Genomic DNA, 23,168 nt, shown 5'->3' on the forward strand with positions numbered 1-23,168 from the left:
TAATGTTTAGGAGAGGGTCGCATGAAATGGAAGCGCAGTGAACGCCTTGTAGATATGACTTATTACCTACTCGAGCATCCACATCAGTTGATCCCGCTAACTTATTTTTCTGAGCTTTACAGTTCTGCAAAGTCTTCGATTAGTGAAGATTTAACAATTGTAAAGGAAACATTCGAGGAAAAAGGAATTGGGCTTTTAATTACCGTACCTGGTGCAGCAGGCGGTGTTAAATATATCCCTAAAATGGCGGAACAAGAAGTTCGTGATATAATTGGGGAATTTATGGGAGAACTTAGTCAATCCGATCGACTATTACCAGGTGGCTATTTATTTATGACGGATCTTTTAGGAAATCCGGAATTAATGAATCGCGTAGGTAAAGTATTTGCGAGCGTGTTTGCAGATCGTCAAATTGATGTCATTATGACCGTAGCGACAAAGGGGATATCAATTGCACATGCGATTGCAAGACATTTAAATGTCCCGGTTGTTGTTGTACGTCGTGACAGCAAAGTGACTGAAGGTTCAACGGTGAGTATTAATTATGTATCAGGATCTTCTCGTCGTATTCAAACGATGGTTTTATCAAAACGTAGTATGAAAAGTGGCCAGCGTGTATTAATAACCGACGACTTTATGAAAGTCGGTGGCACGATGAATGGTATGAAGAACTTACTGGAAGAATTCGAATGTGAGTTGGCAGGTATCGCTGTATTAGTAGAAGCACAGCATGCTGATGTTACATTAGTAGATGATTACTATTCTTTAGTAAAACTACAGGAAGTAAATGAGAAAGATCGCACAATTGCATTAAGTGAAGGTAATTTTTTTCAAAAGGAGAGAAATTAAAATGAAAACAGTTTCAACAACAAATGCACCAGCAGCAATCGGTCCATATGCACAAGGTATTGTAGTAAATAACATGTTTTATTCTTCAGGCCAAATACCATTGACAGCTTCAGGGGAACTTGTAGAAGGCGATATCGAAATACAGACAAACCAAGTTTTCGAAAACTTAAAAGCTGTTTTAGCAGCAGCCGGTTCTTCTTTAAACCAAGTAGTTAAAACAACAGTATTTATGAAAGATATGAATGATTTCGCTATAATGAATGAAGTGTATGCAAGTCATTTCGGTGAGCACAAGCCAGCTCGTTCGGCAGTAGAAGTTGCTCGTTTACCAAAAGATGTGAAAGTTGAAATTGAAGTCATTGCATTAGTAAAATAATAATTTCTTAGTCCTAATTTTGAATAATATTGTTTATAGCTTGAATCCACGGCTTTCTAATTTTAGAAAAGACGTGGATTTTTTTTACTAAAAAAATATTTTGACTCTATTTACAGCAGTTATTAAGAAAATTCTCGTAAATAAGTAGAATATTTAGTTTATTTTAATAATTATAAAAATTGTAGATAGAAAAAAATTACATTATATTGTATTCTATTGATAAATGATGTATTTTTAGAAATTTACTGGATAATAGAAGGAATATAATCTTTCATCCCGAATACTAAAAATTACACATCAAACTACAGGGGGTATAAATAATGGAAGTAACTGACGTAAGACTACGACGTGTTCAAACAGAAGGACGTATGCGTGCAATTGCCTCAATTACGCTAGATGATGAATTTGTCATTCATGATATTCGTGTAATTGATGGAAATACTGGTTTATTTGTAGCTATGCCTAGCAAAAGAACACCAGATGGCGAATTCCGCGATATTGCACATCCGATTAATTCGAATACGCGTAATAAAATTCAAGAAATCGTTTTGGAAGCTTTCCATGCATCTGCTGAGGAAAATACAGAGGAAAATTTAGAGCTTGTAGAAGTGAATGTTTAATATTAATTAGGGTCACTCATATGAGGGGGCTCTTTTTTTTGTGAATTATTTTATATGCAGAAATGTTCTATAACAGAAAAGGAAAAACAACAATAAGGACGGAAATATACTGATTATTTACTTTTTAACGTAAAATTTTGCTGAATTAGTACACAAAAGAAAATGTGTCAAACTATTATAGATATTTTAAATACAAACATTTGTCAAGTCTGAATACCTTGAAAAGATTATGAAATTGCTTTATAGTCATAAGAGAAAATGAGCTAAATTGGAGGACTTGTAATATGACGAATATTTTTGCGGTCGTGCTAGCGGCTGGTCAAGGTACACGAATGAAGTCCAAATTATATAAAGTGCTTCACCCAGTATGCGGAAAGCCAATGGTGGAACATGTAATCGACCATATCAGCTCATTAAATGTTGAGCGTGTCGTAACTGTTGTAGGACATGGTGCAGAGCTGGTAAAAGAAACACTTGGAAATAAGAGTGAATATGTTTTACAAGAAGAACAACTAGGTACAGCACATGCAGTTCAGCAAGCTGAGCCGATTTTAAGCGGACTTAGCGGAACTACACTTGTAGTATGTGGTGATACTCCTTTAATTCGCCCTGAAACAATGCAGGCACTGCTTGATCAACACGCATCACAAAATGCAAAAGCAACTATTTTGACAGCGGTTACAGATGATCCGACTGGATATGGTCGTATTTTACGTAACGAACAAGGACAAGTGTCGCAAATTGTTGAACAAAAAGATGCTACATCTGAACAGCAGCTTGTGAAAGAAATTAATACAGGAACATACTGCTTCGATAATGAAGCATTGTTTGAAGCACTTAAGCTCGTTAAAAATGAAAATGCACAAGGTGAATTCTATTTACCGGATGTTATTGAAATTTTACAAAAGCAAGGTGAAACAGTTGCAGCTTATGTAACAGAAAACTTTGATGAAACGCTTGGTGTAAATGACCGCTTTGCTCTGTCTCAAGCAGAGGAGCTTATGCGTGCACGTATTAACGAACGTCATATGCGCAATGGTGTAACGATTATTAATCCGATTTCCACACATATTAGTGCAGACGCAGTAATCGGAAGTGATACGGTTCTTTTACCTGGAGTAATCATTGAAGGAAAAACGGTTATTGGCGAAGATTGTAAAATTGGTCCTAATAGTCATATTGTGGACAGTCAAATTGGTAATGCAACAACGATTCATAGTTCAGTCGTGCTAAACAGCCAAGTTGGTAATGAAACAGCAGTTGGTCCGTTTGCACATTTACGTCCTGAATCTTCATTAGGAAACCATGTGAAAATTGGTAATTTCGTTGAAGTGAAGAAGAGTACGTTAGGTGATGATACGAAAGTGTCTCATTTAAGCTATATTGGCGATGCAGAAGTCGGCAGTAACGTAAATATTGGCTGCGGTTCAATTACTGTTAATTATGACGGTAAAAACAAATACAAAACAACTATTGAAGACGATGTATTCATTGGATGTAATTCGAACTTAGTTGCTCCGGTAACATTGAAAAAAGGTTCTTTCATTGCTGCAGGATCGACAATTACTAAAGAAGTTCCGGAAGATGCATTGGCGATTGCACGTGCTCGTCAGGAAAATAAATTAGGCTATATGAGTAAATTAAATTCAAAATAAAATTATCTAAAATACAGGAGGCCATCATGCCGTATCAATACGCTGACTCAAAATTAAAAATCTTCTCATTAAATTCTAACAATCCACTTGCCAAAGAGATTGCCGATGAAATGGGTCTAGAACTAGGGAAATCATCTGTTAAACACTTCAGTGATGGAGAAGTCCAAATTAGCATTGAAGAAAGTATTCGAGGAATGGATGTATTTATCGTTCAATCTACTTCTGCACCTGTTAATGAGCATTTAATGGAACTTTTAATTATGATTGATGCTGTTAAACGTGCATCTGCTCGTACAGTAAACGTTGTTATGCCTTACTATGGCTACGCACGTCAAGACCGTAAAGCAAAAGCGCGTGAACCAATCACTGCTAAATTAGTAGCAAACTTACTTGAAACAGCCGGTGCAACTCGTGTAATCGTATTGGATCTACACGCACCTCAGATTCAAGGTTTCTTTGATATTTTAATCGACCATTTAGTGGCTGTACCACTACTTGCTGAACATTTCGGGACAAAAGGATTTAATGAAGAGGAATTAGTTATTGTTTCTCCAGACCATGGTGGTGTAACACGTGCGCGTAAATTAGCAGAGCGCTTGAAAGCTCCGATTGCAATCATTGATAAGCGTCGTCCAAAACCAAACGTGGCAGAAGTAATGAACATTGTTGGTAATGTAGATGGTAAGGTATGTATTTTAATCGATGATATTATCGATACGGCAGGTACGATTACGATTGGTGCAGAGGCATTAATTAAGAGCGGTGCTAAAGAAGTTTACGCATGTTGTTCACACCCTGTATTATCAGGTCCAGCAATTGAGCGTATTGAAAATTCTCCGATTAAAGAATTAGTTGTAACAAACACAATTCAATTATCTGAAGAAAAACTTTCTCCAAAAATTCAGCAATTATCAGTTGCGAAATTAATGGCAGATGCAATCTCTCGTATTTACGAAAATAAATCTGTTAGTACATTATTCGACTAATTAGTATCGAAACAGCTTAGGAATTTTATTTCCTAAGCTGTTTTTTATTTCCCGGCATTTCTATATACAAATATTTTAAAAAAATCTGACTATTTAATATGTTTAGTGTGGACAAAGTTAGGGTAAATGTACCTTTGTATAATTATTTAAGGGGGATGATGGAATATGACTACAGTATTACAAGCAACGAAGCGAGAAACTGGGAAACGTTCGATATTAACCCAACTTAGAAATGAAGGCCAACTGGCAGGTGTGCTGTACGGCTATGAAACTGAAACAACACCAATTACGTTGGATTATAGAGACACTGCTAAAGCAGTTCAAACATATGGTTCAACTAGCGTGTTTAAAATTGAAGTAGGCGGGAAAAGAGTAAATGCAGTACTTACTGATATCCAACGTGATGCACTAAAAGGACATGTGAAGCACGTTGACTTCCTTGCTATCAATATGAAAGAAGAACTTGAAGTGGATGTTCCAATCGCATTTATCGGAACTTCAGTTGGTGTAAAAGAAGGTGGAGTAATTACTCAACCTAACCATACATTGAAAATTAAAGTGAAGCCAAGCGAAATTCCAGACACAATTGAAATCGATGTATCCGAATTAGCAGTTGGTGAATCGTTATCTGTGGGTAATGTCCGTGATCAATTTACAGAGTTTACGATTGTAGATAATGATGACTATACATTAGCAACGGTAACACCGCCAGCAGCACCAGTTGAAGATGTTGATGCAAATGCAGATAATGTAACAGCCGATGATCTTGATGCAACGGGAGAAAAATTATCGCCTGAAAAACCAGGCAGAGAAGATTAAGCAATTGGACAGGCCGCTCTATTATATAGAGCGGTTTTTTAATGTTGAAAAAATACTTCGACATCCGAAAGAAAATAAGTATAATAATATGGAGATGAGTAAATATTAAGAAAAATCAGAGGTCTTTATGAGAACACATAATGAAAAAATGAGTATTTATCACGGGATGGCATCAGCGGTTGCACAAAATACTTCAAACAGCTATATTCCAATTTTTGCAATGACGATTCTTGGTGCGACAAATTATCAGGTCGGGTTGATCAGTTCTTTGCCACCGTTAATTACCTTGCTAATGACGTTGCCGGCTGCAATTTTACTAAACCGTGCATTCGAACAAAAAAGGCTTGTTGCTTTCTCCGTATTGGCAGCACGCTTTGTTTTCCTGCTAATTGCCTTTATTAGTTATGTACCAGGCAGTTTTGGTTCATGGATGCTGCTTGGCCTAATTGCTGCGATGAGCGTACCGAATACGATGGCTAATATGGGCTGGCAGTCTTTTATCGGAAATATTATTGAGGAAACGCGTCGAGCACAGTTTTTCAGTGACCGTAATCGCTTGCTGACAGTAGTAGGCCTATTTGTTACATTAACAATCGGCATTGTTATGAAGGATATGACCGCTAATCGGATAGCTTATCAAATACTATTTATGTTTACGTTTGTTGTCGGGGTGGTTGAACTGTATTTTTTATTAAAGCATGATGAACCGGCGCGTGAACTGAGTGTAGAAAAGAAACGTGCAATGGATTGGTCAATTTTTAAAAACAATAAATATGTCCTGTTTTTAATTGTTGCGCTTGTTTTTAACTTTGGCTGGCAAATGGCGTGGGGTGTTTTTAATATTTATAATGTTCGTTATGCAGAGGCGACAATCTTTTGGATTAGTATGTTCAATGTTGCGAATATGATTGCTCAAATTTTCTCATTTTCGCTTTGGCGAAAATGGTCGCAAAAATATGGCAATATGAGTGTTTTTGTCTGGGTTGCTTTTGGTATGTCGACAGCACCATTACTGATGGTTTTATCGACGAACCTTTATTATTTAGTCGCGATGTCTTTCCTTTCCGGGTTGTTTGTTTCAGGAACGGTTTTAATATTATTTAATTTATTACTCGAAAATTCACCGCAGGAAGTCCGCACATATTGTATAACAACTTATAATGTGCTGCTGGCAGTCATCGCGTTTTCTTCTCCGCAAATCGGAATTTGGCTGCTCGAAACTTACTCGATGGAAACAGCGATGTATTTATCGACAGCAGTTCGATTTTTCGCAGCAGTAGGCTTTTTAGTGCTCTTCATTGTAAGGAAAATGCGCGAGAAATCATTGGCTCAATACTAGAGGACGATACATACTTTTCAGGAGCATATATGATAAAATAAAGGCGATTAGAGAAAAAGGATGCGATTACTAGTGAAATTAATTATTGGTTTAGGAAATCCGGGAAAACCATATGAGCATACACGCCATAATATAGGTTTTGATGTGATTGATGAATTAGCCACTCGATGGAATGCACCATTAAATCAAACTAAATTTAATGGTATGTATGCAACGGTTCATCGTCCTGAAGGAAAAGTCATTTTATTGAAGCCGCTGACATATATGAATTTATCAGGAGAATGTGTTAGACCTCTAATGGATTATTTTGATATAGAAATTGAAGATATTATTGTTATTTATGATGATTTAGATCTGGAAACGGGTAAGTTAAGATTACGCGGCAAAGGAAGTGCTGGTGGACATAACGGGATTAAGTCATTGATTCAGCACTTAGGGACACAGGAATTTAACCGAATCCGTGTCGGAGTAAGTCGCCCGCCAGCAGGTATGAAGGTTGCAGATTACGTATTGGCCAAATTTTCAAAAGAGGATCAGCCAATTGTAGAAGAAGCTGTCGAAAAGAGCTGTGATGCTGTGGAAACAGCTTTAACAAAGCCGTTTTTAGAAGTGATGAACAAATTTAACGGCGCATAAATTAATCAAAAAATGGTTAGACTTTAATATACATAAGTGTTTAAAGGAGGCCATGGGAGATGCCTGTACGCTACCGCTGTAGACATTGTGAGGTAGAGATTGGTACTTTGCCTTTCGATGCAGAAGAAACGGTTCAAAAGCTTCATTTGTTTGAAATAGGTGAAATCGATGAGTTCATTAAAAAAAATGAGCGGGGAGAAACGACCGTTTACAGCATTTGTGAGCATTGTGAAGATTCATTGCGTCAGTTTCCCGATTACTATGCGTTAAAAAGATGGTTACAGTAGAGGAGTTGCTTTGGTCGCATAAACTGCGCCAAGGCTTTTTCCATTTCCGTTTTCATTTATCGAAAAAGAGAAGGGGGACTAGACGTGGATACGATACATCAAATATTTAAAAAAGATAAGCAGATTGATAATATGATAGAGCAAATTCAAAAGAATCAAGCAAACGATCACCTTATTACGGGGTTAACGGGAAGTGCAAGACCGGCATTGATTCATACAATCTATCAAGAGACAAATAAATCGATTTATATCGTGTCCTCAAACCTATTGCAGGCACAAAAGTTAGTAGATGATTTGACTGCATTAGTTGGTGAAGGGCATGTCCATTATTACCCTGCTGAGGAGTTTATCGCAGCAAATATGACGACTTCTTCCCATGAGCTGCGTGCACAGCGTATTGCTACATTAGGGCGTTTAGTCAATCAGGAACGCGGAATTTATATTATTCCGGTTGCAGGTATGCGCAGTATGCTAAGCTCTCCTCAAAAGTGGCTTGGATACGAACTTTACACTTCTTTAGGCCAAGATGTCGACATTAATATTTGGTTAGATAAGCTTGTTGAAATGGGCTATACGAGAAGTGAAATGGTTACAACACCAGGTGAGTTTGCGATGCGCGGCGGAATTTTGGATATTTATCCTCCATATGCACAGGATCCGATCCGTATTGAGTTATTTGATACGGAAGTGGATTCGATTCGTACTTTTTCAGCCGATAATCAGCGCTCAATTGAAAAATTAAAGGAAATAAAAATTTTTCCTGCTACAGAACTTCTTTTAACGAAGGAAGAGCGTATAAAACTTGCAGAACGTCTGGAAGTGTCATTGGCATCAAGTTTAAAAAAGGTGCGTAAAAAGGAAACGCAGGAATTGCTCATGCAAAATATTCAACATGATATTGAGCTGCTGAGGCTTGGTCATCTGCCGGATCATATTGCAAAATATGGCTCGCTTTTATTTGAGCAGCCGTATTTTTTAGGTGATTACTTTAAAGAGGACGGTCTTGTTTTATTTGATGAATTGGGCCGTATTCAGGAAGTGATGGAAGCCTGGGAACGTGAAGAAAATGAATGGTTTATTTCATTGATTGAAGGGGGCAAAATGCTTCACGATGTAAAGCCATCCCATTCATTAAAAGAAGTGCTTTCAATGCTGAAACAACAGAAAATGTATTTCGCATTATTCACAAGAACATTTTCAGGTATTGCCCTAAAAAAGACAATAAACATTTCCTGTAAACCAATGCAGCAATTCCACGGACAAATTGCTTTACTGCAAAATGAAATAGAACGTTGGTCAAATGAAAAATTCGTCGTGTTATTTACGGCCAGTTCAGAAAGCCGGATAAAAGCGATGCAAAATTTACTGGATGATTACCATATTGCGTCAACAATCGGTTATGCTGATGCACCGGGTATTTATTTAGTCAATACGGCACTGTCATCAGGCTTCGAGCTGCCATTACAGAAAATAGCAGTTGTTACGGATGATGAGCTCTTTAAACAACAGGCCAAGAAAAAATCACGGCCACAGCAGATGACAAATGCGGAGCGAATAAAGTCTTATACCGAAATTAAATCAGGAGACTATGTTGTTCACGTACATCATGGGATCGGGAAATATATTGGCATCGAAACACTTGTTGTGAGTGGCACACATCAAGATTATTTGCATGTACGCTACCGTGAGGACGATAAGTTATATGTACCTGTAGATCAAATTGAACTGATTCAGCGTTATGTGCCATCAGGTGAAAAAGAACCGAAACTTCATAAACTTGGCGGCACGGAATGGAAGAAAACACACAAGAAAGTTTCGAATGCAGTACAGGATATCGCAGATGATTTAATCAAACTTTATGCAAAGCGAGAAGCGGAAAAAGGTTATGCATTTTCTCCGGATTCCGATGAACAACGAAGCTTTGAGGCTGCTTTCCCATATGAGGAGACAGAAGATCAGTTACGCACAATTGCTGAAGTGAAAAAGGATATGGAGCGGGAACGCCCAATGGATCGCCTCGTTTGCGGAGATGTAGGATACGGAAAGACAGAAGTAGCAATTCGTGCTGCATTTAAAGCAATTTTAGATGGCAAACAAGTGGCTTTTTTAGTGCCGACTACGATTTTGGCGCAACAGCACTATGAAACGATCTCGAAGCGTTTTGAAGACTACGCAATCAATGTAGGGCTGCTTAGTCGTTTCCGCTCGAAAAAGCAGCAGACAGACACGTTAAAAGGCTTAAAAGAAGGTACGGTTGATATGGTGATCGGTACACACCGTATTCTGTCAAAGGATGTAGTATATCAAGATCTAGGGCTGCTTATCGTCGATGAGGAGCAGCGTTTTGGTGTAACGCATAAAGAGAAGATTAAGCAGCTGCGGACAAATGTCGATGTACTGACGTTAACAGCAACACCAATTCCGCGTACACTGCACATGTCGATGGTAGGAGTGCGTGACTTGTCGGTTATCGAAACACCGCCACAAAACCGCTTCCCTGTCCAAACTTATGTAATGGAACATAACGGAGCGCTTGTACGTGAAGCAATTGAGCGTGAAATGGCGCGCGGTGGACAAGTGTTTTATTTATATAATCGTGTAGAGGATATTACAAGACGAGTAGAAGAAATTCAGATGCTTGTTCCGGATGCACGAGTTGCTTTTGCGCATGGGAAAATGACAGAGGCGAAGCTTGAATCGGTTATTTTATCGTTTATAGAAGGTGAGTATGATGTACTTGTCACAACAACGATTATCGAAACAGGTGTAGATATTCCAAATGTAAATACACTTATTGTGCATGATGCGGATCGTATGGGTCTTTCCCAGCTGTATCAGTTGCGAGGACGTGTGGGGCGTTCAAATCGTATAGCCTATGCGTATTTTATGTATGAACGCGATAAAGTACTTACTGAAGTGGCAGAGCAGCGTTTGCAGGCAGTAAAAGAATTTACGGAATTAGGATCAGGCTTTAAAATTGCAATGCGTGACTTATCGATTCGTGGTGCCGGGAATTTACTTGGTGCTCAGCAACATGGCTTTATCGATTCAATCGGTTTTGATTTGTATTCGCAAATGCTTGAAGAAGCAGTTGAAGAACGTCGTACCGGTGTGAAGAGAGAAGAGAAGCAGGATATCGAGATTATGCTGCATGTTGATGCGTACATTCCAGACGCGTATATTCCGGATGGCTACCAAAAAATCCAGATGTATAAACGGATTAAGGCGATGGAACGCATAGAGGATTATTTGGAAATTATCGATGAACTGCAAGACCGCTTTGGAGATTTACCGGTTGAAACAGAGCGTCTGATGCGAGTGGCCCGTATGAAAGTTTGGGCGAAAGAGGCAGATGTGCTTTCAATAAAAGAAAAGCAGCAAGTTGTATCTATTATTCTTTCAGAAGAAGGAACGGCCAATACAAACGGTGCGCAAATTGTTGAGCAATCAATGGAGTTTGGTCGTGCGGTCGGCTTTGGAATGGAAGGAACACAGCTAGTAATTACAGTAGATTACAATAAGTGCGGGAATCACCTGCCATTTGAAGTAGTAGAAAAAATGATGCAAATTATTGCTTCTGCAAAAAAAGATTCATAAAAAAAGAGAGGGAATATTAAAAGTTTGCGACTTTTAACATTTCCTCTCTTTTCGTTTGAATGCAGTGAATGAATTATAAGAAGGATTGCTGCACACTATAATGTACTCCGTTCGAATAATTTAAGCGTTGGAGCAATTCTTCGCGGTTACGGTGTTCTTCACGCATTTCTAATAACTGTTTTTCTCTTGTAGTTGAAGCAGAAACTAAATCGCGCTGGCCATTTGGCTTTTCTAAGTAACGTTTAAAAATGCCGTTTTCAAATTTTAAAATAGCTGTAGACCGTTCCTTCGATAAATCCGGGTAATAGGCTAAATGAGTACCTGCATAATATTGTTGCTGGCGATATGCATCCGGTGTTGACGTAATACGATCGACTCTTACCATTACTGCACCTCCAAAAAGATTGTTTTATTTTGTCTATTGCCTCTTTCATGAAAACAAAACATAAAATGAACGAAAACGTTGTAATTTCCTATAACAGGTTTCAAAAAATTAGGTATTTCATCACATTTGTAGCTGCAATACGAAATATTATTTTATCCTTTTCGAACAATGCATAGTTTCATGTATTTCTTTCCATACTAGGAGCATCATGCTGTGAATTGATGGAAAGTGAGGGAACATGAACGATGAAAGCAACAGGAATAGTTCGCCGCATCGATGATTTAGGTCGTGTTGTTATCCCAAAAGAAATCAGAAGAACACTTCGTATCCGTGAAGGGGATCCCCTTGAAATTTATACGGACCGCGAAGGAGAAGTGATTTTAAAGAAATATTCGCCAATTAATGACTTAGGCGAATTTGCACAACAATATGCGGAATCATTATTTGAAACATTAGGTACCCCAACATTAATAAGTGACCGAGACGAAGTAATAGCTGTTGCAGGCGTTTCGAAAAAAGATTATGTGGCGAGACGTCTAACAGTATTTGCAGAAGATATTATCAAAAACAGGTCACCTGTAAGTGAGAAGCTGGAAATGTCGATTGAACTTGTAGCAGGACAGTATGAACAAGTGAAATCGTATTGCATCGTACCGATAGTTTCGAATGGGGATCCGATTGGTGCTATTTATCTAATATCACGGGCCCATTTTATCGGTGAAGTCGAACAAAAAACTGCTGAAACAGCAGCCAATTTTTTAGCAAAGCAAATGGAAAACTAAAATCACTTTAAAACGTCCATATTAATGGGCGTTTTTTTAATTCCTCGAGTAAAATTAGCAAATGATTTTCATGATATAATTACTTTATTGTATGAAATAGAGGAAGGAAATAGAATGACTTCGCAAAGTTATGGTATGAAAAATTATATGAAGGGCGCTCTTCTTCTGACAGTAGCGGCGCTAGTAGTAAAAATATTAAGTGCCATCTACCGGGTTCCTTATCAAAACTTAGTAGGTGACCAAGGGTTTTATGTGTATCAGCAAGTGTACCCGTTTATCTCATTTTTTGTCGTATGGACATCTAGCGGATTTGCTGTTGCCATTTCCAAAATGCTCGCGGATATTGAAGGGCGTGGTGGTACATATGTAGAAAAACGATCTGTATCGCGTATTATCTTTTACTATTTAGCAGCGTTGGCCCTTTTCTTTTTCTGTCTTTTATTTTTTGGTGCCCAGCCGTTAGCTAATTTGATGGAAGATCCTCAACTGGCGGGACTATTGCAAGTTGGCTCTTTTATTACATTATGTATGCCACTGCTCGCTGTTTTAAAGGGCAACTTCCAATCGGAAAGTAAAATGCAGCCGGTTGCCTATGCACAAGTGTTCGAACAAATGATCCGGGTATCCATTATATTAGCCGGAACAATTGTTTTGCTGCAGTACACTCAATCCGTTTACGCAGCAGGGAAAATGGCGATGCTCGGTACAGTTGTCGGGGAAATAGCAGGTATTGTCCTGCTGCTTTACTTTTTGAAAAGGCAGTATCGGCCATCCGAAAAAGTAGTCCGTGTAAAAATTTGGCCGATTATAAAAGAGGTCACACTATACAGTATCGCGATCAGTATGAGTGCGCTGCTATTACTATGCTTCCAGCTTGTGGATTCCTTTACTATATATAAAATGCTTGTGCATTCGGGAATGCCTGCACTAGAAGCGATGAAAGCGAAAGGGATTTATGACCGAGGGCAACCGCTTGTTCAGCTTGGAATCGTTATTGCAACTTCTTTATCGCTGGCCATTGTGCCGCTCGTTGCATTAAAGGCAAATGAGCCTAATGGTCGTGGTGCAAAGCCGTTTATCCAATTGACTTTCCGGAGCTCCCTTATATTCGGAGTTGCTGCGGCACTCGGATTAATACTTGTTATGCCATATGTGAATCAAATGCTGTTTAAAACGGATGCCTATTCAAATGTTTTGAAGCTTTATTCATTTCAAATTATTCCATTATCGATAATTTTAACGTTTACAGCGATTTTACAAGGCTATAGTAAATTAAAGGGGCCTGCCGTTTTTTTAGGACTCGGAATCGTATTAAAATGTATTGGAAACATTATTTTAATTCCGCACTATGAAGTGTTGGGCGCGGCAATAGCGAGTAATATCGGACTGATTTTTACAGCTGCTGCACTTATCGTTTATTTAAAAAAACTGACAGCAATCCGCCTGGCGAATCGCTCATTTTATAAAAAACTGGCCATTGCCTGCCTTGTCATGACCGTCGTTGTACAAAGTGCTGTATACAGCTTAAACAGCTTGTTTGCCGGCTTGTTTAGTCGCTTTGATGCACTTATTTACAGCGGTGTGCTCGTCATGCTTGGCGCAGGGGCTTTTATTACAGCAGTCGCAAAAATGCGTGTATTAACAGAAAAGGATTGGTTTTTAATCCCGCTCGGCAGGAGAATGGCTGCATATCAACTATTGTTAAATCGAAAGAAGTAGGTGTATAACTTGAATCAATTAACCGTTATTGGCTTAGGAGCAGCCGATTTTGAACAAATGCAAATGGGAGTTTATAAAAAAATTAAAGCAGCCCAAAAAATATATGTCCGAACAGAGGACCATCCTGTCATCCAGGACTTAAAACTGGAAGGAATCGAGTTTACGAGCTTTGATGATGTGTATATTAAGCATGGCTCGTTCGGTCCCGTATATGAAGAAATTGCTACGCGTCTTATTGAGGCGGTAGCACAAGAGGACACTATGTATGCTGTTCCGGGACATCCGCTCGTAGCAGAACAGACCGTCCAGCACTTAATTGAAGCGGACCAGAGCGGGCAGATCAAGCTTGTAATCGAGGGCGGACAAAGCTTTTTGGACCCAATTTTCGGCGCTTTAAAAATTGATCCGATTGAAGGGTTTCAACTATTGGATGGGACGAGCATGTCTATCCATGATATGAACATGCGTCAGCACATTTTGATTGCCCAAGTGTATGATTCGTTCAGTGCCTCAGAAGTAAAGCTCACATTAATGGAAAAGTATCGTGATGACTACCCGGTAACGATTGTTACAGCAGCGGGGTCTTCACAGGAGTCGCTGCGTACTGTGCCGCTTTATGAGCTTGATCAGGCAGCTGAGATTAACAATTTAACGACGGTATATGTGCCGCCTGTTCAATGTGATGAGGAGGCGTTACGGGACTGGACAACATTCCGTCAAATTATTGCGACATTGCGTGGCCCAGATGGCTGTCCTTGGGATCAGAAGCAAACGCATGAATCATTGAAAAAATACTTATTGGAAGAAGCACATGAGTTTTTAGCAGCGGTCGATGCCGAAGATGACTTTGCTATGGTTGAAGAGCTTGGCGATGTCCTATTACAAGTGTTTTTACATGCGCAAATAGGGGAAGATAACGGTTATTTCACATTGGAAGAAGTGCTTGCATCGATTAGCGAAAAAATGATTCGCCGTCACCCGCATGTTTTTGGGGATGTGACTGCAGAGGATGCGGAAACGGTAGTAGCCAATTGGGAAGCAATTAAAAAGCAGGAAAAAGGCAATGCAGATGACGAACCATTATTAAAGAACGAATACAGTCCGTACTCATCGCTTCAAACATCGTACAACTACCAGAAAAAGGCAGCGACAGTTGGTTTTGATTGGCCAAATGCTGATGATGCATGGGAGAAGTTTACGGAAGAGTGGCAAGAATTCCGCGACGAAATAACGCAAGGTAACGAAATAAGCCAAACCGATGAATTCGGGGATGTACTATTCACACTTGTGAACATCGCACGCTTTTATAAAATTTCACCTGAAGAAGCGATGCTACATGCAAACGAAAAATTTGCACGTCGCTTTCATTACGTCGAGCAAAGTGTAGCTAAGAGCGGCAAGGCGTTCAGTGACTTTACACTAGAGCAGCTGGATGCATTTTGGAATGAAGCAAAACAACTGGAAAAAGGGGAGTAATGGGATGCGCTTAGATAAATTTTTAAAAGTTTCACGTTTAATTAAACGTCGTACATTAGCAAAAGAAGTAGCGGTGCAAGGACGTATTACAATCAATGATAAAGTAGCTAAAGCCAGCAGTACCGTAAAAGTAGGCGATGAGCTGGCAATTCGTTTCGGTCAAAAAATCGTAACAGCACGTGTCGAAGAAATTCGTGAAAATGTGAAAAAAGAAGATGCATTAAAAATGTTCACGATAATAAAAGAAGAGCGTTTAGAGAAAGTTGAACCTGAATTTATTGATGATGAAGAATAAGAATAGGGCATGACCAACTTTTTGAGTCATGCTTCTTTCCGTTGTTGCATATAGTGTACAACTATAAGCTCAAAGGGGGACTTGCATTGACTATTCATCAAGAAAGCGCACGCTATACCATTTCGTCAGGAGATCACTTAGTAACGGTACGTAATCGTAAACGGATGGACATGACATCTGTTAAAAGTATCGAACGATTTGATCAGGAAGAATTTTATGTGAATACATCACAGGGGCATTTATTGATTCGTGGTGAGGAACTGCGTATTGTTCATTTAGACGTGGACAAGGGGTTACTGACGTTAGAAGGGGAAGTGAAGCAATTCCAATACGATGAAAGCGAGAGCGGCTTATCGAAAAGTTTCCTTCATAAATTGTTTGGATGATGATGAGTGCGCAGCTTATAAGCATTCTTGTCATGTTTATAAGCGGAGTTGCTGTAGGTGCAATAATCGATTGTATCCGAATTAATGTAAATCGTATCCCTTTAAAAAATATTCGACGTATTACCTGGATTTTAGAATGGATAGTCTGGTTAATATTAGGGGTTACTACGTTTTATTTATTATTTATAGTAAAAGGAGGGCAATGGCGGGTAGTTGATCCACTTGCCCAAATCGCCGGAATTGCAACTTATGAATTGCTGTTCCAAAAAATTATCCGCTTAATTGGAAGAGTATGTATAAATTTATTTGTGAAACCGGTTTTTTTTATTGGACATGTAGTAGTAAAGCTTGTTAAAAATATTATAAAACTGTTGCTAGGGATTGTATTATTTATTTGCCGTCCCTTTATTAAGTTTTTCAAGAAATATTTGTTAAAAAACTTTAAAACACAGCAGTGAACTCGTATAATGATAACAACTATTGATTGTGAGGGAGGAGACGGAAATGGGAAGAAGAAATGTGCAAGAAGAGCTACATAACCATAATGTCCAGTCGTTGAATAACGATTATGTCCGCTCAAATCCGCAAGCAAAAGCTCAAATTAAAGCAAAAATTGCTGTACGTCGTCGCAGAAGATTAGCAGTATTTTTCATTTTAGCAACTGTAGTAATAGCCGTATTAGTTAAAGCGAACATGGTCCAAAGTGATCGACTCGCCGCAAAACAAGAAACAAAAGCCGCGGTTGAAGAACGATTGGAAGAAGCGCTTCACAGACAAGAGCTATTGAATTTGCAGATTGCGAAGCTGGAAGATGATGAGTATATCGCGAAGCTGGCAAGAAAAGAATTTTTCCTTTCTGAAGAAGGCGAAATTATTTTCACAATACCGAATAAATCGGACAAAGAAAATAAAGACAAGCCTGAAGATGACAAAGAATAATGTAAAACGCGTTATATAAAGAAAAATGTGACTTTGAAATTTAATAAAAAACCAGTCAGTATTGTAATTTTGCGATAAAATTTCTGGTATTAATTGCCTTTAGGTAGAGTGTCTTGTTGACACTCTTTTTATGTTAGCTATAATTAGAGAAGAAGCTATTGAACAAAAGTTTCATTATAATTGATAAATGGCTTTTCAATCGAAGAGTCTCTTAAAATTTAAGGAGGAGCATTTTTTTTATGTCAATTGAAGTAGGCAGCAAAGTACAAGGTAAGGTAACAGGAATCACAAATTTCGGTGCATTCGTTGAGCTTCCAGATGGGAAAACAGGTTTAGTTCACATTAGTGAAGTGGCAGATAACTACGTAAAAGATATTAACGAGCATCTTAAAGTAGGCGATGAAGTCGAAGTTAAAGTGATGAATGTTGAAGCGGATGGAAAGATTGGTCTTTCAATTCGTAAAGCAAAGCCTCAAGCTGAGCGACCAGAGCGTCCACAGCGTCCTCGTCGCGAAAACAATCGTTCTAACGATCGTAATGATCGTCAACCAAAAGAGAACTTTGAACAGAAGATGGCGCGTTTCTTAAAAGATAGCGATGAGCGTTTAACTACATTAAAGCGTGCAACTGAGTCTAAGCGCGGTGGCCGTGGAGCTCGCAGAGGATAATTTTGCTGGCTGTTTGAACGTAGAAAAAGTGTCAAATAGATGATAAAGCGATGGATTGTAAGTGCAAATCTTACAATCCATCGCTTTTTTTCGTTAAGAAGTTAGGGGGGTCCGTAATTAGATCATTCTTTTTCACTATTGTGCTTGATGAGTACACGGATCAGGGTAACAAAGCAAAAAATCCCTCCAATTAATCCGATCGCAATCATAATTATCTGTAACGGGAGCGGCAAGTTTGTCAATATGACGCCTCCAACGACTAGAAGCATGCTAATACCGCAAAGAAAAGCTAAGTATGTAAAGTTTTGCACCAAAGAAAACGCCTCCTCTTATTTAATAAGTATAATGTATAAGGGAGAGTGTGTGTCACGAAATTACAGAATACGAATAGAGACAAAATAAAAGCCGCCTAGGAAAACTAAGTTCCTAAACAGCTTTTGAGATGACCCGTACGGGATTCGAACCCGTGTTACCGCCGTGAAAGGGCGGTGTCTTAACCACTTGACCAACGGGCCTATAAATGGTGGCGGCAGAGGGAGTCGAACCCACGACCTTTCGGGTATGAACCGAGTGCTCTAGCCAACTGAGCTACACCGCCAAAATTAACAACAAAACTAATAATACATTGCAGTCTATTTAGTGTCAACACTATTTTTTTATAATTTCCTCTATCATACTAGGCAGAAAACTACTGTATATTATTTTTCGTGATTTCTGCTAAAAAAAGCGTAAAAACGCGCATATTACCGTAAAAAAACCGTCGAACAATTTTTTGATGTCAATCCTACAAACAGACAAAATTCACTTTTTTAGATTTATATAATAGCATTAAAAAGAAAAGGTGATAGTAAAAATGGTGACATTAAATAATCAAAATGAGTTTCAAACACTAAACTTAAGCTTATTCTTATATAAAGAAAAATCGAGAATGATAATAGCGAGTGTTATAGCGTTTGCAGCTTTCTGTTTTGCACAGGCAGTTTTCTTTGAAGCTGTTACTCCGTTGTTTTTACCTTTTTGGCTTGTTATTCGAACGAGATTTGTATCATTTCAGAAGAGTGCTTTAATAGGGGGAATACTCGGAACGCTCTTTCTTGGCTTTGGACAAGCAGCTGTTGTTTTAGTGCAGCTTTTCTTCATGGAATGTCTCGTCCGGTTTAAGATTATAAAAATATCCCCTTACTTTTTAATAGCCAGTACAATTATTGCTATTCAACTCGCATGGCAAATGATGCTTCATAGCGGTATGCCATCTGTCATGACATTATTTTATATCGTATATGAATGCTTTTTTGCAGTTTCGATTTTATTTTTTATGCGTATTTTGACATTGCCTAGTAAAGAAAATGGGAATATCGAGTGGACAAGAGATAAAATAACGGCAATTATTGTCGTTTTGGCCGGTATGCTGATCGGCATGGAAAACTTGACGCTTTTTTACTTTTCGATGGCGCTGATCGTTCTCCACTTCCTCATTTGCCTTGTAGCCTATGCCTCTACGGTTGGAGCTACAGTCATCTTTTCATTATCTCTGGGCTTTTTTATTGGCTTAGCAAACTTATCTTTCACAGGTATGATGATTTTATATGCTTGTACGGGGCTGGTCGCTGCTATTGTACAAAATCAGGGACGTTATGTCGTTGCGCTCTTTAGCTTTCTACCAAGTATCTTTTTCTTCTTTTATGATGCGACATTACCGATTGATAGTGTTTATTTTATGTCGATGCTTACAGGAGCCATCATTTTTCTGCTTTTGCCGAAAAATATACTTGAGTATTGCAAGATGTACTATAAACAAAATACAGTCAGCATAATTCAAGTGAACCGCAATGAAGTGGTGGAAGTGCAGCTTAAGCAGTTTCAGCAATTTGTATCTTTTATGAAGGAACTTGTGTTTGATCATTTTACACAAAATAAGACTAAAAGTAAGACAACGGCAGAACCGTTTCTAATTTGCTCTAGCTGTTTCAAATATGAAGAATGCTGGGGGAGAAACGGTGAGATGGAAGGAATTATTGATTCGTGGAGATTAGCAAAAAGAAGTACGAAACCGGTTAGCTGGATTCGGGTAGAAGAGCAGCTGAAAGGGAAATGCATTAAATCTTCTAAATTGCTGGAAGAACTAGAGTCTGCCTTACACAAAGAGCATATGGAGAGACAGTTCTATCATGGGAAGAAAATGATAGCCTTACAGCTCCGGGATTTAAGCAGCCACTTTGAAAAATTGTTAAACAGCCAGCGATTAGAAATCGGCACATCGGAAATGGATGGGGAGATGCAGCAATTTTTAAAAGAACATGATATTCACTGTTTGCATATTCAGTGGATAAAAAATGAAATAGGGAATCGAGAGTTCGTTTGTTATGTCGCCGATCATCGTGATGCACATGTCGTTATCCAGCAACTAGAGCAGCAACTGTTTGAATTTTTGCATGAACCATTGAAAGGTGAACAGATTTATGAGCAGCACTCGCCTATTTTTTACCGTCAAATTAAGTTTACTTCAGCAATTCGTTATCAGTTGGAGTATGATATATATACGTATTCCCACGCAAACCATGCAATTTCCGGTGATTCTTACCGTGTATTTCCGATTCATCCGGGACTTATGGCGATTATGCTGTCGGATGGAATGGGGACGAATGTGCGAGCAAGTCGAGAAAGTGAACGCTTAATTCAAATGATGCAGGATTGCCTTACGTACAATATGGATCCTGAAACGGCAATGCACACAATGCATTATGTTATGTCGCTGAAAAACGATTCGGACATGTATGCAACAATGGATTTTGCGCTAGTCGATTTACAGTTCGGCCATTTATGGTGTTGGAAAGCTGGAGGCATGACGACATATGTATTAAGAGGGAATGATTTATTCAAAATAGAAAGTACAAGTGCCCCGATTGGTTTTTTACCTAATTTCGCAATTGATACGGAAATGACGCAACTACTGTCGGAGGATGTTATTTTAATGATTTCTGACGGGTTATTTTCACCATCTGCGCAATGGGATGCTCAGGAGCAATTATTTATCAGGCTGATTCGCCAAGGACTGGAAAACGGTGCTTCCATCCAGGTTGTACTATTCGATGTCATGTCGCAATTCAAACAAAGATACCCGATTGCAGACGATTGCACTGTAATGCTCTTCCGTTTGCAGCATGTAATAAAACCGTGGCAAGTATTCAGACCAGCAATCACACATTGAAATGTAATATGAGGTGAGTAAATGCACACTTTAGAACATCAAGTATTAGCGTATATAAAAGAGCAGCAGCTTATTAGAAGTGGAGATAAACTATTAATTGCTTGTTCAGGAGGCGTTGATTCAATGGCGCTTCTTTCTTTTTTTTATCATTTCCGGCACTATTTTAAAATTGAGCTCGGCGTGGCGCATGTTGACCATATGCTGCGCGGCGAACAATCTGCTCAAGACCGCCAATTTGTTGAGAAAGCATGTAATGACTGGGCGATTCCTTTCTATAGCTGTGCGATTCCCATTGCGGAAATCCACAAAAAAGAAGGAGGAAACATTCAGGCGATATGCCGGAAGGAACGCTATCATTTCTTTGAAACCGTCATGCACACACATAAGTTTTCAAAATTAGTAACTGCACATCATGCGGACGATCAGCTCGAATCACTGTTAATGGCATTGACGAAAGCGAGTTCACTAAACGGATTAAAAGGTATTTTACCGTCACGTAAATTTCAACAATTTACCGTAATTCGTCCTTTTTTGATGGTTACAAAAGACGAAATTGGGGAATATTTACATAGTAAAGGTCGTTTATACCGCGAAGATCCGAGCAATGCAAAGAATGACTATACCCGCAATCGTTTCCGTCACAATGTCGTTCCAGTCTTGAAAGAAGAAAACCCCCTTGTTTCCCGGCACGCAGTCCACATTGCACAGCAGCTTTTAGATGATGATTCGTATTTAATGGAGCTTGCAGAAGAGCGTTTCTCGAAGCTTTTTCAGAAAGTCGACAAAAATTGTTATAAAGTGAAGGTTTCGGAACTACAAAAAGAGCCGCTTGCTTTACAAAGAAGGTTCATTTTAATACTATTAAGTTATCTTTATAACGATTCAAATACGATTCAAAGCTACGCACTTTGTACGACGATTTTGACGTTATTCTCAACGTCGGATGGAAGTCGTACACTTGATTTACCGGAGAATTTTATTGCGCGTCAACAATACGATGAAGTTGTATTTGAATATAAGCAGCAGAAATTGCCGACATCAGATCAACAAATCGCTTTGAATGAATGGTGTGTGCTTGGTACGATGCGCATTTATATTGGGGAACTTGCACGATGTGATGAGGACTTACTGCAAAAGTATCCGCATCACTTTTTCGACGCATCAACTGTATCGTTTCCCTTATTCGTAAGGGCTCCCAAACAAGGGGATCGTATTTTGCTACAAGGTATGCAGCATCAGAAAAAAGTATCTCGCATTTTTATTGATGACAAGATTCCTTTAACAAAAAGAGCTAGCTGGCCATTGTTAGTCGATGCTAATGATGACCCTTTAGCGATAGTAGCTGTACGCGTTAACAATAAATTTTCTAATGTAAAGTCGGCAGTGCATGAAATGGTGTTTCTTGTCGATAGCAATGAACGTCTTTAGAAAGTTTGAACAACAAAAGGAGGAATCTACTCATGATTCAAAATGACATCGAAAAAATTATGATTACAGAAGAACAAATCCAGGAACGTATTAAAGAGCTTGGCGCTCAATTGACAGAGGAATACAAAGACATGTTCCCATTAGCTGTCGGGGTGTTAAAAGGTGCAATGCCATTTATGACGGATCTGATGAAACGTTTCGATTCTTATGTAGAGCTGGACTTTATGGATGTTACTTCATATGGGAATGCAACTGTTTCATCTGGGGAAGTAAAGATTCTTAAAGACTTAAATACAAGTGTGGAAGGTCGCGATGTCATTATTATTGAAGACATTATCGACAGCGGTTTAACTTTAAGCTATTTAGTGGATTTATTTAAATACCGTAAAGCAAAATCGATTAAAATCGTAACGTTACTGGATAAGCCATCTGGTCGTAAAGTGGAATTGAATGCAGATGTTGTTGGCTTCGAAGTTCCGGACGGTTTTGTTGTAGGTTACGGTTTAGATTATGCTGAGAAATATCGTAACTTACCTTACATTGGAATTTTAAAACGTGAAGTATACTCATTCTAGTATTTTCTAGATTGTACAAACCTTCAATTTTGAGGCAAGCATCCAGACATAAGTAGTAAATGAGTGCATTTTGTCAAAATTCGTTTAACGTTCAAAATGTGCGGTGCTTTTTATTGTATGAAAATTTCAACGTATGTTAAGAT

Annotated in this window: 23 protein-coding genes and 2 tRNA genes; 21 read left to right on the forward strand and 4 right to left on the reverse strand. The window is 38.7% G+C overall.

What is annotated here, in order from left to right:
- The first annotated feature begins 21 nt into the window (after positions 1–21).
- The 10 genes from purR (at position 22) to mfd (ending at position 11,164) form a co-directional block, all read left to right on the forward strand.
- Positions 22–849 carry a pur operon repressor gene (gene purR, locus ABS917_RS16695; protein WP_079523135.1) on the forward strand — a complete coding sequence of 276 codons (828 nt, stop codon included), beginning with the start codon at positions 22–24 and terminating at the stop codon, positions 847–849.
- Between the two features lies 1 nt (position 850).
- Positions 851–1,225, forward strand: coding sequence for a RidA family protein (locus ABS917_RS16700; protein ID WP_350480064.1), 375 nt, complete (start codon positions 851–853; stop codon positions 1,223–1,225).
- A 320-nt stretch (positions 1,226–1,545) separates the two neighbouring features.
- A complete protein-coding gene (gene spoVG, locus ABS917_RS16705; protein WP_350480065.1) occupies positions 1,546–1,845 on the forward strand; it encodes a septation regulator SpoVG in 300 nt (99 codons plus the stop codon).
- A 284-nt stretch (positions 1,846–2,129) separates the two neighbouring features.
- Positions 2,130–3,500 carry a bifunctional UDP-N-acetylglucosamine diphosphorylase/glucosamine-1-phosphate N-acetyltransferase GlmU gene (gene glmU, locus ABS917_RS16710; RefSeq protein WP_350480066.1) on the forward strand — a complete coding sequence of 457 codons (1,371 nt, stop codon included), beginning with the start codon at positions 2,130–2,132 and terminating at the stop codon, positions 3,498–3,500.
- A gap of 26 nt (positions 3,501–3,526) precedes the next feature.
- Positions 3,527–4,486: a ribose-phosphate diphosphokinase gene (locus ABS917_RS16715; RefSeq protein WP_079523132.1), complete on the forward strand. Its 960-nt coding sequence runs from the start codon at positions 3,527–3,529 to the stop codon at positions 4,484–4,486.
- A gap of 165 nt (positions 4,487–4,651) precedes the next feature.
- Positions 4,652–5,305 (forward strand): 50S ribosomal protein L25/general stress protein Ctc, encoded by a 654-nt coding sequence (locus ABS917_RS16720; protein ID WP_350480067.1) that lies wholly within the window; start codon positions 4,652–4,654, stop codon positions 5,303–5,305.
- Between the two features lie 127 nt (positions 5,306–5,432).
- Entirely contained in the window at positions 5,433–6,644 is a 1,212-nt protein-coding gene (locus ABS917_RS16725; protein ID WP_350480068.1) for an MFS transporter, read from the forward strand.
- Between the two features lie 72 nt (positions 6,645–6,716).
- Positions 6,717–7,280 carry an aminoacyl-tRNA hydrolase gene (gene pth / locus ABS917_RS16730; RefSeq protein ID WP_350480069.1) on the forward strand — a complete coding sequence of 188 codons (564 nt, stop codon included), beginning with the start codon at positions 6,717–6,719 and terminating at the stop codon, positions 7,278–7,280.
- Between the two features lie 59 nt (positions 7,281–7,339).
- Positions 7,340–7,567 carry an anti-sigma-F factor Fin family protein gene (locus ABS917_RS16735; RefSeq protein WP_079523129.1) on the forward strand — a complete coding sequence of 76 codons (228 nt, stop codon included), beginning with the start codon at positions 7,340–7,342 and terminating at the stop codon, positions 7,565–7,567.
- A gap of 84 nt (positions 7,568–7,651) precedes the next feature.
- Entirely contained in the window at positions 7,652–11,164 is a 3,513-nt protein-coding gene (mfd, locus tag ABS917_RS16740; RefSeq protein ID WP_350480070.1) for a transcription-repair coupling factor, read from the forward strand.
- A 73-nt stretch (positions 11,165–11,237) separates the two neighbouring features.
- On the opposite strand, the gene ABS917_RS16745 is transcribed toward mfd, so the two are convergent.
- A complete protein-coding gene (locus ABS917_RS16745) occupies positions 11,238–11,549 on the reverse strand; it encodes a hypothetical protein (RefSeq protein WP_350480071.1) in 312 nt (103 codons plus the stop codon).
- A gap of 245 nt (positions 11,550–11,794) precedes the next feature.
- On the opposite strand from ABS917_RS16745, the gene spoVT reads away from it, so the two are divergent.
- The 8 genes from spoVT to ABS917_RS16785 all read left to right on the forward strand — a co-directional run bounded on the left by spoVT (position 11,795) and on the right by ABS917_RS16785 (position 17,814).
- Positions 11,795–12,331: a stage V sporulation protein T gene (gene spoVT / locus ABS917_RS16750; RefSeq protein ID WP_251691537.1), complete on the forward strand. Its 537-nt coding sequence runs from the start codon at positions 11,795–11,797 to the stop codon at positions 12,329–12,331.
- Positions 12,332–12,445: 114 nt separating this feature from the next.
- Complete coding sequence (locus ABS917_RS16755; RefSeq protein WP_350480072.1) at positions 12,446–14,050, forward strand: putative polysaccharide biosynthesis protein; 1,605 nt, start codon at positions 12,446–12,448, stop codon at positions 14,048–14,050.
- A gap of 9 nt (positions 14,051–14,059) precedes the next feature.
- Complete coding sequence (gene yabN, locus ABS917_RS16760; RefSeq protein ID WP_350480073.1) at positions 14,060–15,526, forward strand: bifunctional methyltransferase/pyrophosphohydrolase YabN; 1,467 nt, start codon at positions 14,060–14,062, stop codon at positions 15,524–15,526.
- Between the two features lie 4 nt (positions 15,527–15,530).
- Positions 15,531–15,821 carry an RNA-binding S4 domain-containing protein gene (locus tag ABS917_RS16765; RefSeq protein ID WP_079523123.1) on the forward strand — a complete coding sequence of 97 codons (291 nt, stop codon included), beginning with the start codon at positions 15,531–15,533 and terminating at the stop codon, positions 15,819–15,821.
- An 86-nt stretch (positions 15,822–15,907) separates the two neighbouring features.
- Positions 15,908–16,207 (forward strand): sporulation protein YabP, encoded by a 300-nt coding sequence (gene yabP, locus ABS917_RS16770; protein ID WP_008408271.1) that lies wholly within the window; start codon positions 15,908–15,910, stop codon positions 16,205–16,207.
- Entirely contained in the window at positions 16,207–16,665 is a 459-nt protein-coding gene (yabQ, locus tag ABS917_RS16775; protein ID WP_350480074.1) for a spore cortex biosynthesis protein YabQ, read from the forward strand. Before yabP ends, yabQ begins: the two co-directional genes overlap by 1 nt.
- Before the next feature lie 46 nt (positions 16,666–16,711).
- On the forward strand, positions 16,712–17,146 hold the full coding sequence (locus tag ABS917_RS16780; protein WP_350480075.1) for an FtsB family cell division protein: 435 nt from the start codon (positions 16,712–16,714) through the stop codon (positions 17,144–17,146).
- Between the two features lie 239 nt (positions 17,147–17,385).
- The gene (locus ABS917_RS16785) at positions 17,386–17,814 is read left to right on the forward strand and encodes a S1 domain-containing RNA-binding protein (RefSeq protein WP_008408265.1); all 429 of its coding nucleotides are present in this window, start codon (positions 17,386–17,388) and stop codon (positions 17,812–17,814) included.
- Positions 17,815–17,936: 122 nt separating this feature from the next.
- Here ABS917_RS16785 and ABS917_RS16790 read toward each other — a convergent pair whose 3' ends face one another.
- From ABS917_RS16790 to ABS917_RS16800, 3 genes are all read right to left on the reverse strand, one after another.
- Positions 17,937–18,125, reverse strand: coding sequence for a sodium:potassium antiporter (locus tag ABS917_RS16790; RefSeq protein ID WP_251691527.1), 189 nt, complete (start codon positions 18,123–18,125; stop codon positions 17,937–17,939).
- A gap of 132 nt (positions 18,126–18,257) precedes the next feature.
- Positions 18,258–18,329 (reverse strand) — tRNA-Glu (locus ABS917_RS16795).
- Between the two features lie 6 nt (positions 18,330–18,335).
- A tRNA-Met gene (locus tag ABS917_RS16800) sits at positions 18,336–18,412 on the reverse strand.
- A gap of 255 nt (positions 18,413–18,667) precedes the next feature.
- Here ABS917_RS16800 and ABS917_RS16805 point away from each other — a divergent pair.
- Genes ABS917_RS16805 through hpt form a run of 3 tightly spaced genes read left to right on the forward strand, consistent with a single transcriptional unit; the run spans position 18,668 to position 23,025 of the window.
- Complete coding sequence (locus ABS917_RS16805; RefSeq protein WP_350480076.1) at positions 18,668–21,022, forward strand: SpoIIE family protein phosphatase; 2,355 nt, start codon at positions 18,668–18,670, stop codon at positions 21,020–21,022.
- A 21-nt stretch (positions 21,023–21,043) separates the two neighbouring features.
- Positions 21,044–22,450, forward strand: coding sequence for a tRNA lysidine(34) synthetase TilS (gene tilS / locus ABS917_RS16810; RefSeq protein ID WP_350480077.1), 1,407 nt, complete (start codon positions 21,044–21,046; stop codon positions 22,448–22,450).
- A 32-nt stretch (positions 22,451–22,482) separates the two neighbouring features.
- Positions 22,483–23,025, forward strand: coding sequence for a hypoxanthine phosphoribosyltransferase (gene hpt / locus ABS917_RS16815; protein ID WP_251691524.1), 543 nt, complete (start codon positions 22,483–22,485; stop codon positions 23,023–23,025).
- Positions 23,026–23,168 lie beyond the last annotated feature (143 nt).

Source organism: Solibacillus sp., assembly GCF_040273735.1.
Lineage (GTDB): Bacteria > Bacillota > Bacilli > Bacillales_A > Planococcaceae > Solibacillus.

Excerpts from the sequence above, each read along its gene's own strand:
- purR (WP_079523135.1), top strand. The coding sequence starts at position 22 with ATGAAATGGAAGCGCAGTGAACGCCTTGTAGATATGACTTATTACCTA.
- ABS917_RS16700 (WP_350480064.1), top strand. The coding sequence starts at position 851 with ATGAAAACAGTTTCAACAACAAATGCACCAGCAGCAATCGGTCCATAT.
- spoVG (WP_350480065.1), top strand. The coding sequence starts at position 1,546 with ATGGAAGTAACTGACGTAAGACTACGACGTGTTCAAACAGAAGGACGT.
- glmU (WP_350480066.1), top strand. The coding sequence starts at position 2,130 with ATGACGAATATTTTTGCGGTCGTGCTAGCGGCTGGTCAAGGTACACGA.
- ABS917_RS16715 (WP_079523132.1), top strand. The coding sequence starts at position 3,527 with ATGCCGTATCAATACGCTGACTCAAAATTAAAAATCTTCTCATTAAAT.
- ABS917_RS16720 (WP_350480067.1), top strand. The coding sequence starts at position 4,652 with ATGACTACAGTATTACAAGCAACGAAGCGAGAAACTGGGAAACGTTCG.
- ABS917_RS16725 (WP_350480068.1), top strand. The coding sequence starts at position 5,433 with ATGAGAACACATAATGAAAAAATGAGTATTTATCACGGGATGGCATCA.
- ABS917_RS16735 (WP_079523129.1), top strand. The coding sequence starts at position 7,340 with ATGCCTGTACGCTACCGCTGTAGACATTGTGAGGTAGAGATTGGTACT.
- ABS917_RS16745 (WP_350480071.1), bottom strand. The coding sequence starts at position 11,549 with ATGGTAAGAGTCGATCGTATTACGTCAACACCGGATGCATATCGCCAG.
- spoVT (WP_251691537.1), top strand. The coding sequence starts at position 11,795 with ATGAAAGCAACAGGAATAGTTCGCCGCATCGATGATTTAGGTCGTGTT.
- ABS917_RS16755 (WP_350480072.1), top strand. The coding sequence starts at position 12,446 with ATGACTTCGCAAAGTTATGGTATGAAAAATTATATGAAGGGCGCTCTT.
- ABS917_RS16765 (WP_079523123.1), top strand. The coding sequence starts at position 15,531 with ATGCGCTTAGATAAATTTTTAAAAGTTTCACGTTTAATTAAACGTCGT.
- yabQ (WP_350480074.1), top strand. The coding sequence starts at position 16,207 with ATGATGAGTGCGCAGCTTATAAGCATTCTTGTCATGTTTATAAGCGGA.
- ABS917_RS16780 (WP_350480075.1), top strand. The coding sequence starts at position 16,712 with ATGGGAAGAAGAAATGTGCAAGAAGAGCTACATAACCATAATGTCCAG.
- ABS917_RS16785 (WP_008408265.1), top strand. The coding sequence starts at position 17,386 with ATGTCAATTGAAGTAGGCAGCAAAGTACAAGGTAAGGTAACAGGAATC.
- ABS917_RS16805 (WP_350480076.1), top strand. The coding sequence starts at position 18,668 with ATGGTGACATTAAATAATCAAAATGAGTTTCAAACACTAAACTTAAGC.
- tilS (WP_350480077.1), top strand. The coding sequence starts at position 21,044 with ATGCACACTTTAGAACATCAAGTATTAGCGTATATAAAAGAGCAGCAG.
- hpt (WP_251691524.1), top strand. The coding sequence starts at position 22,483 with ATGATTCAAAATGACATCGAAAAAATTATGATTACAGAAGAACAAATC.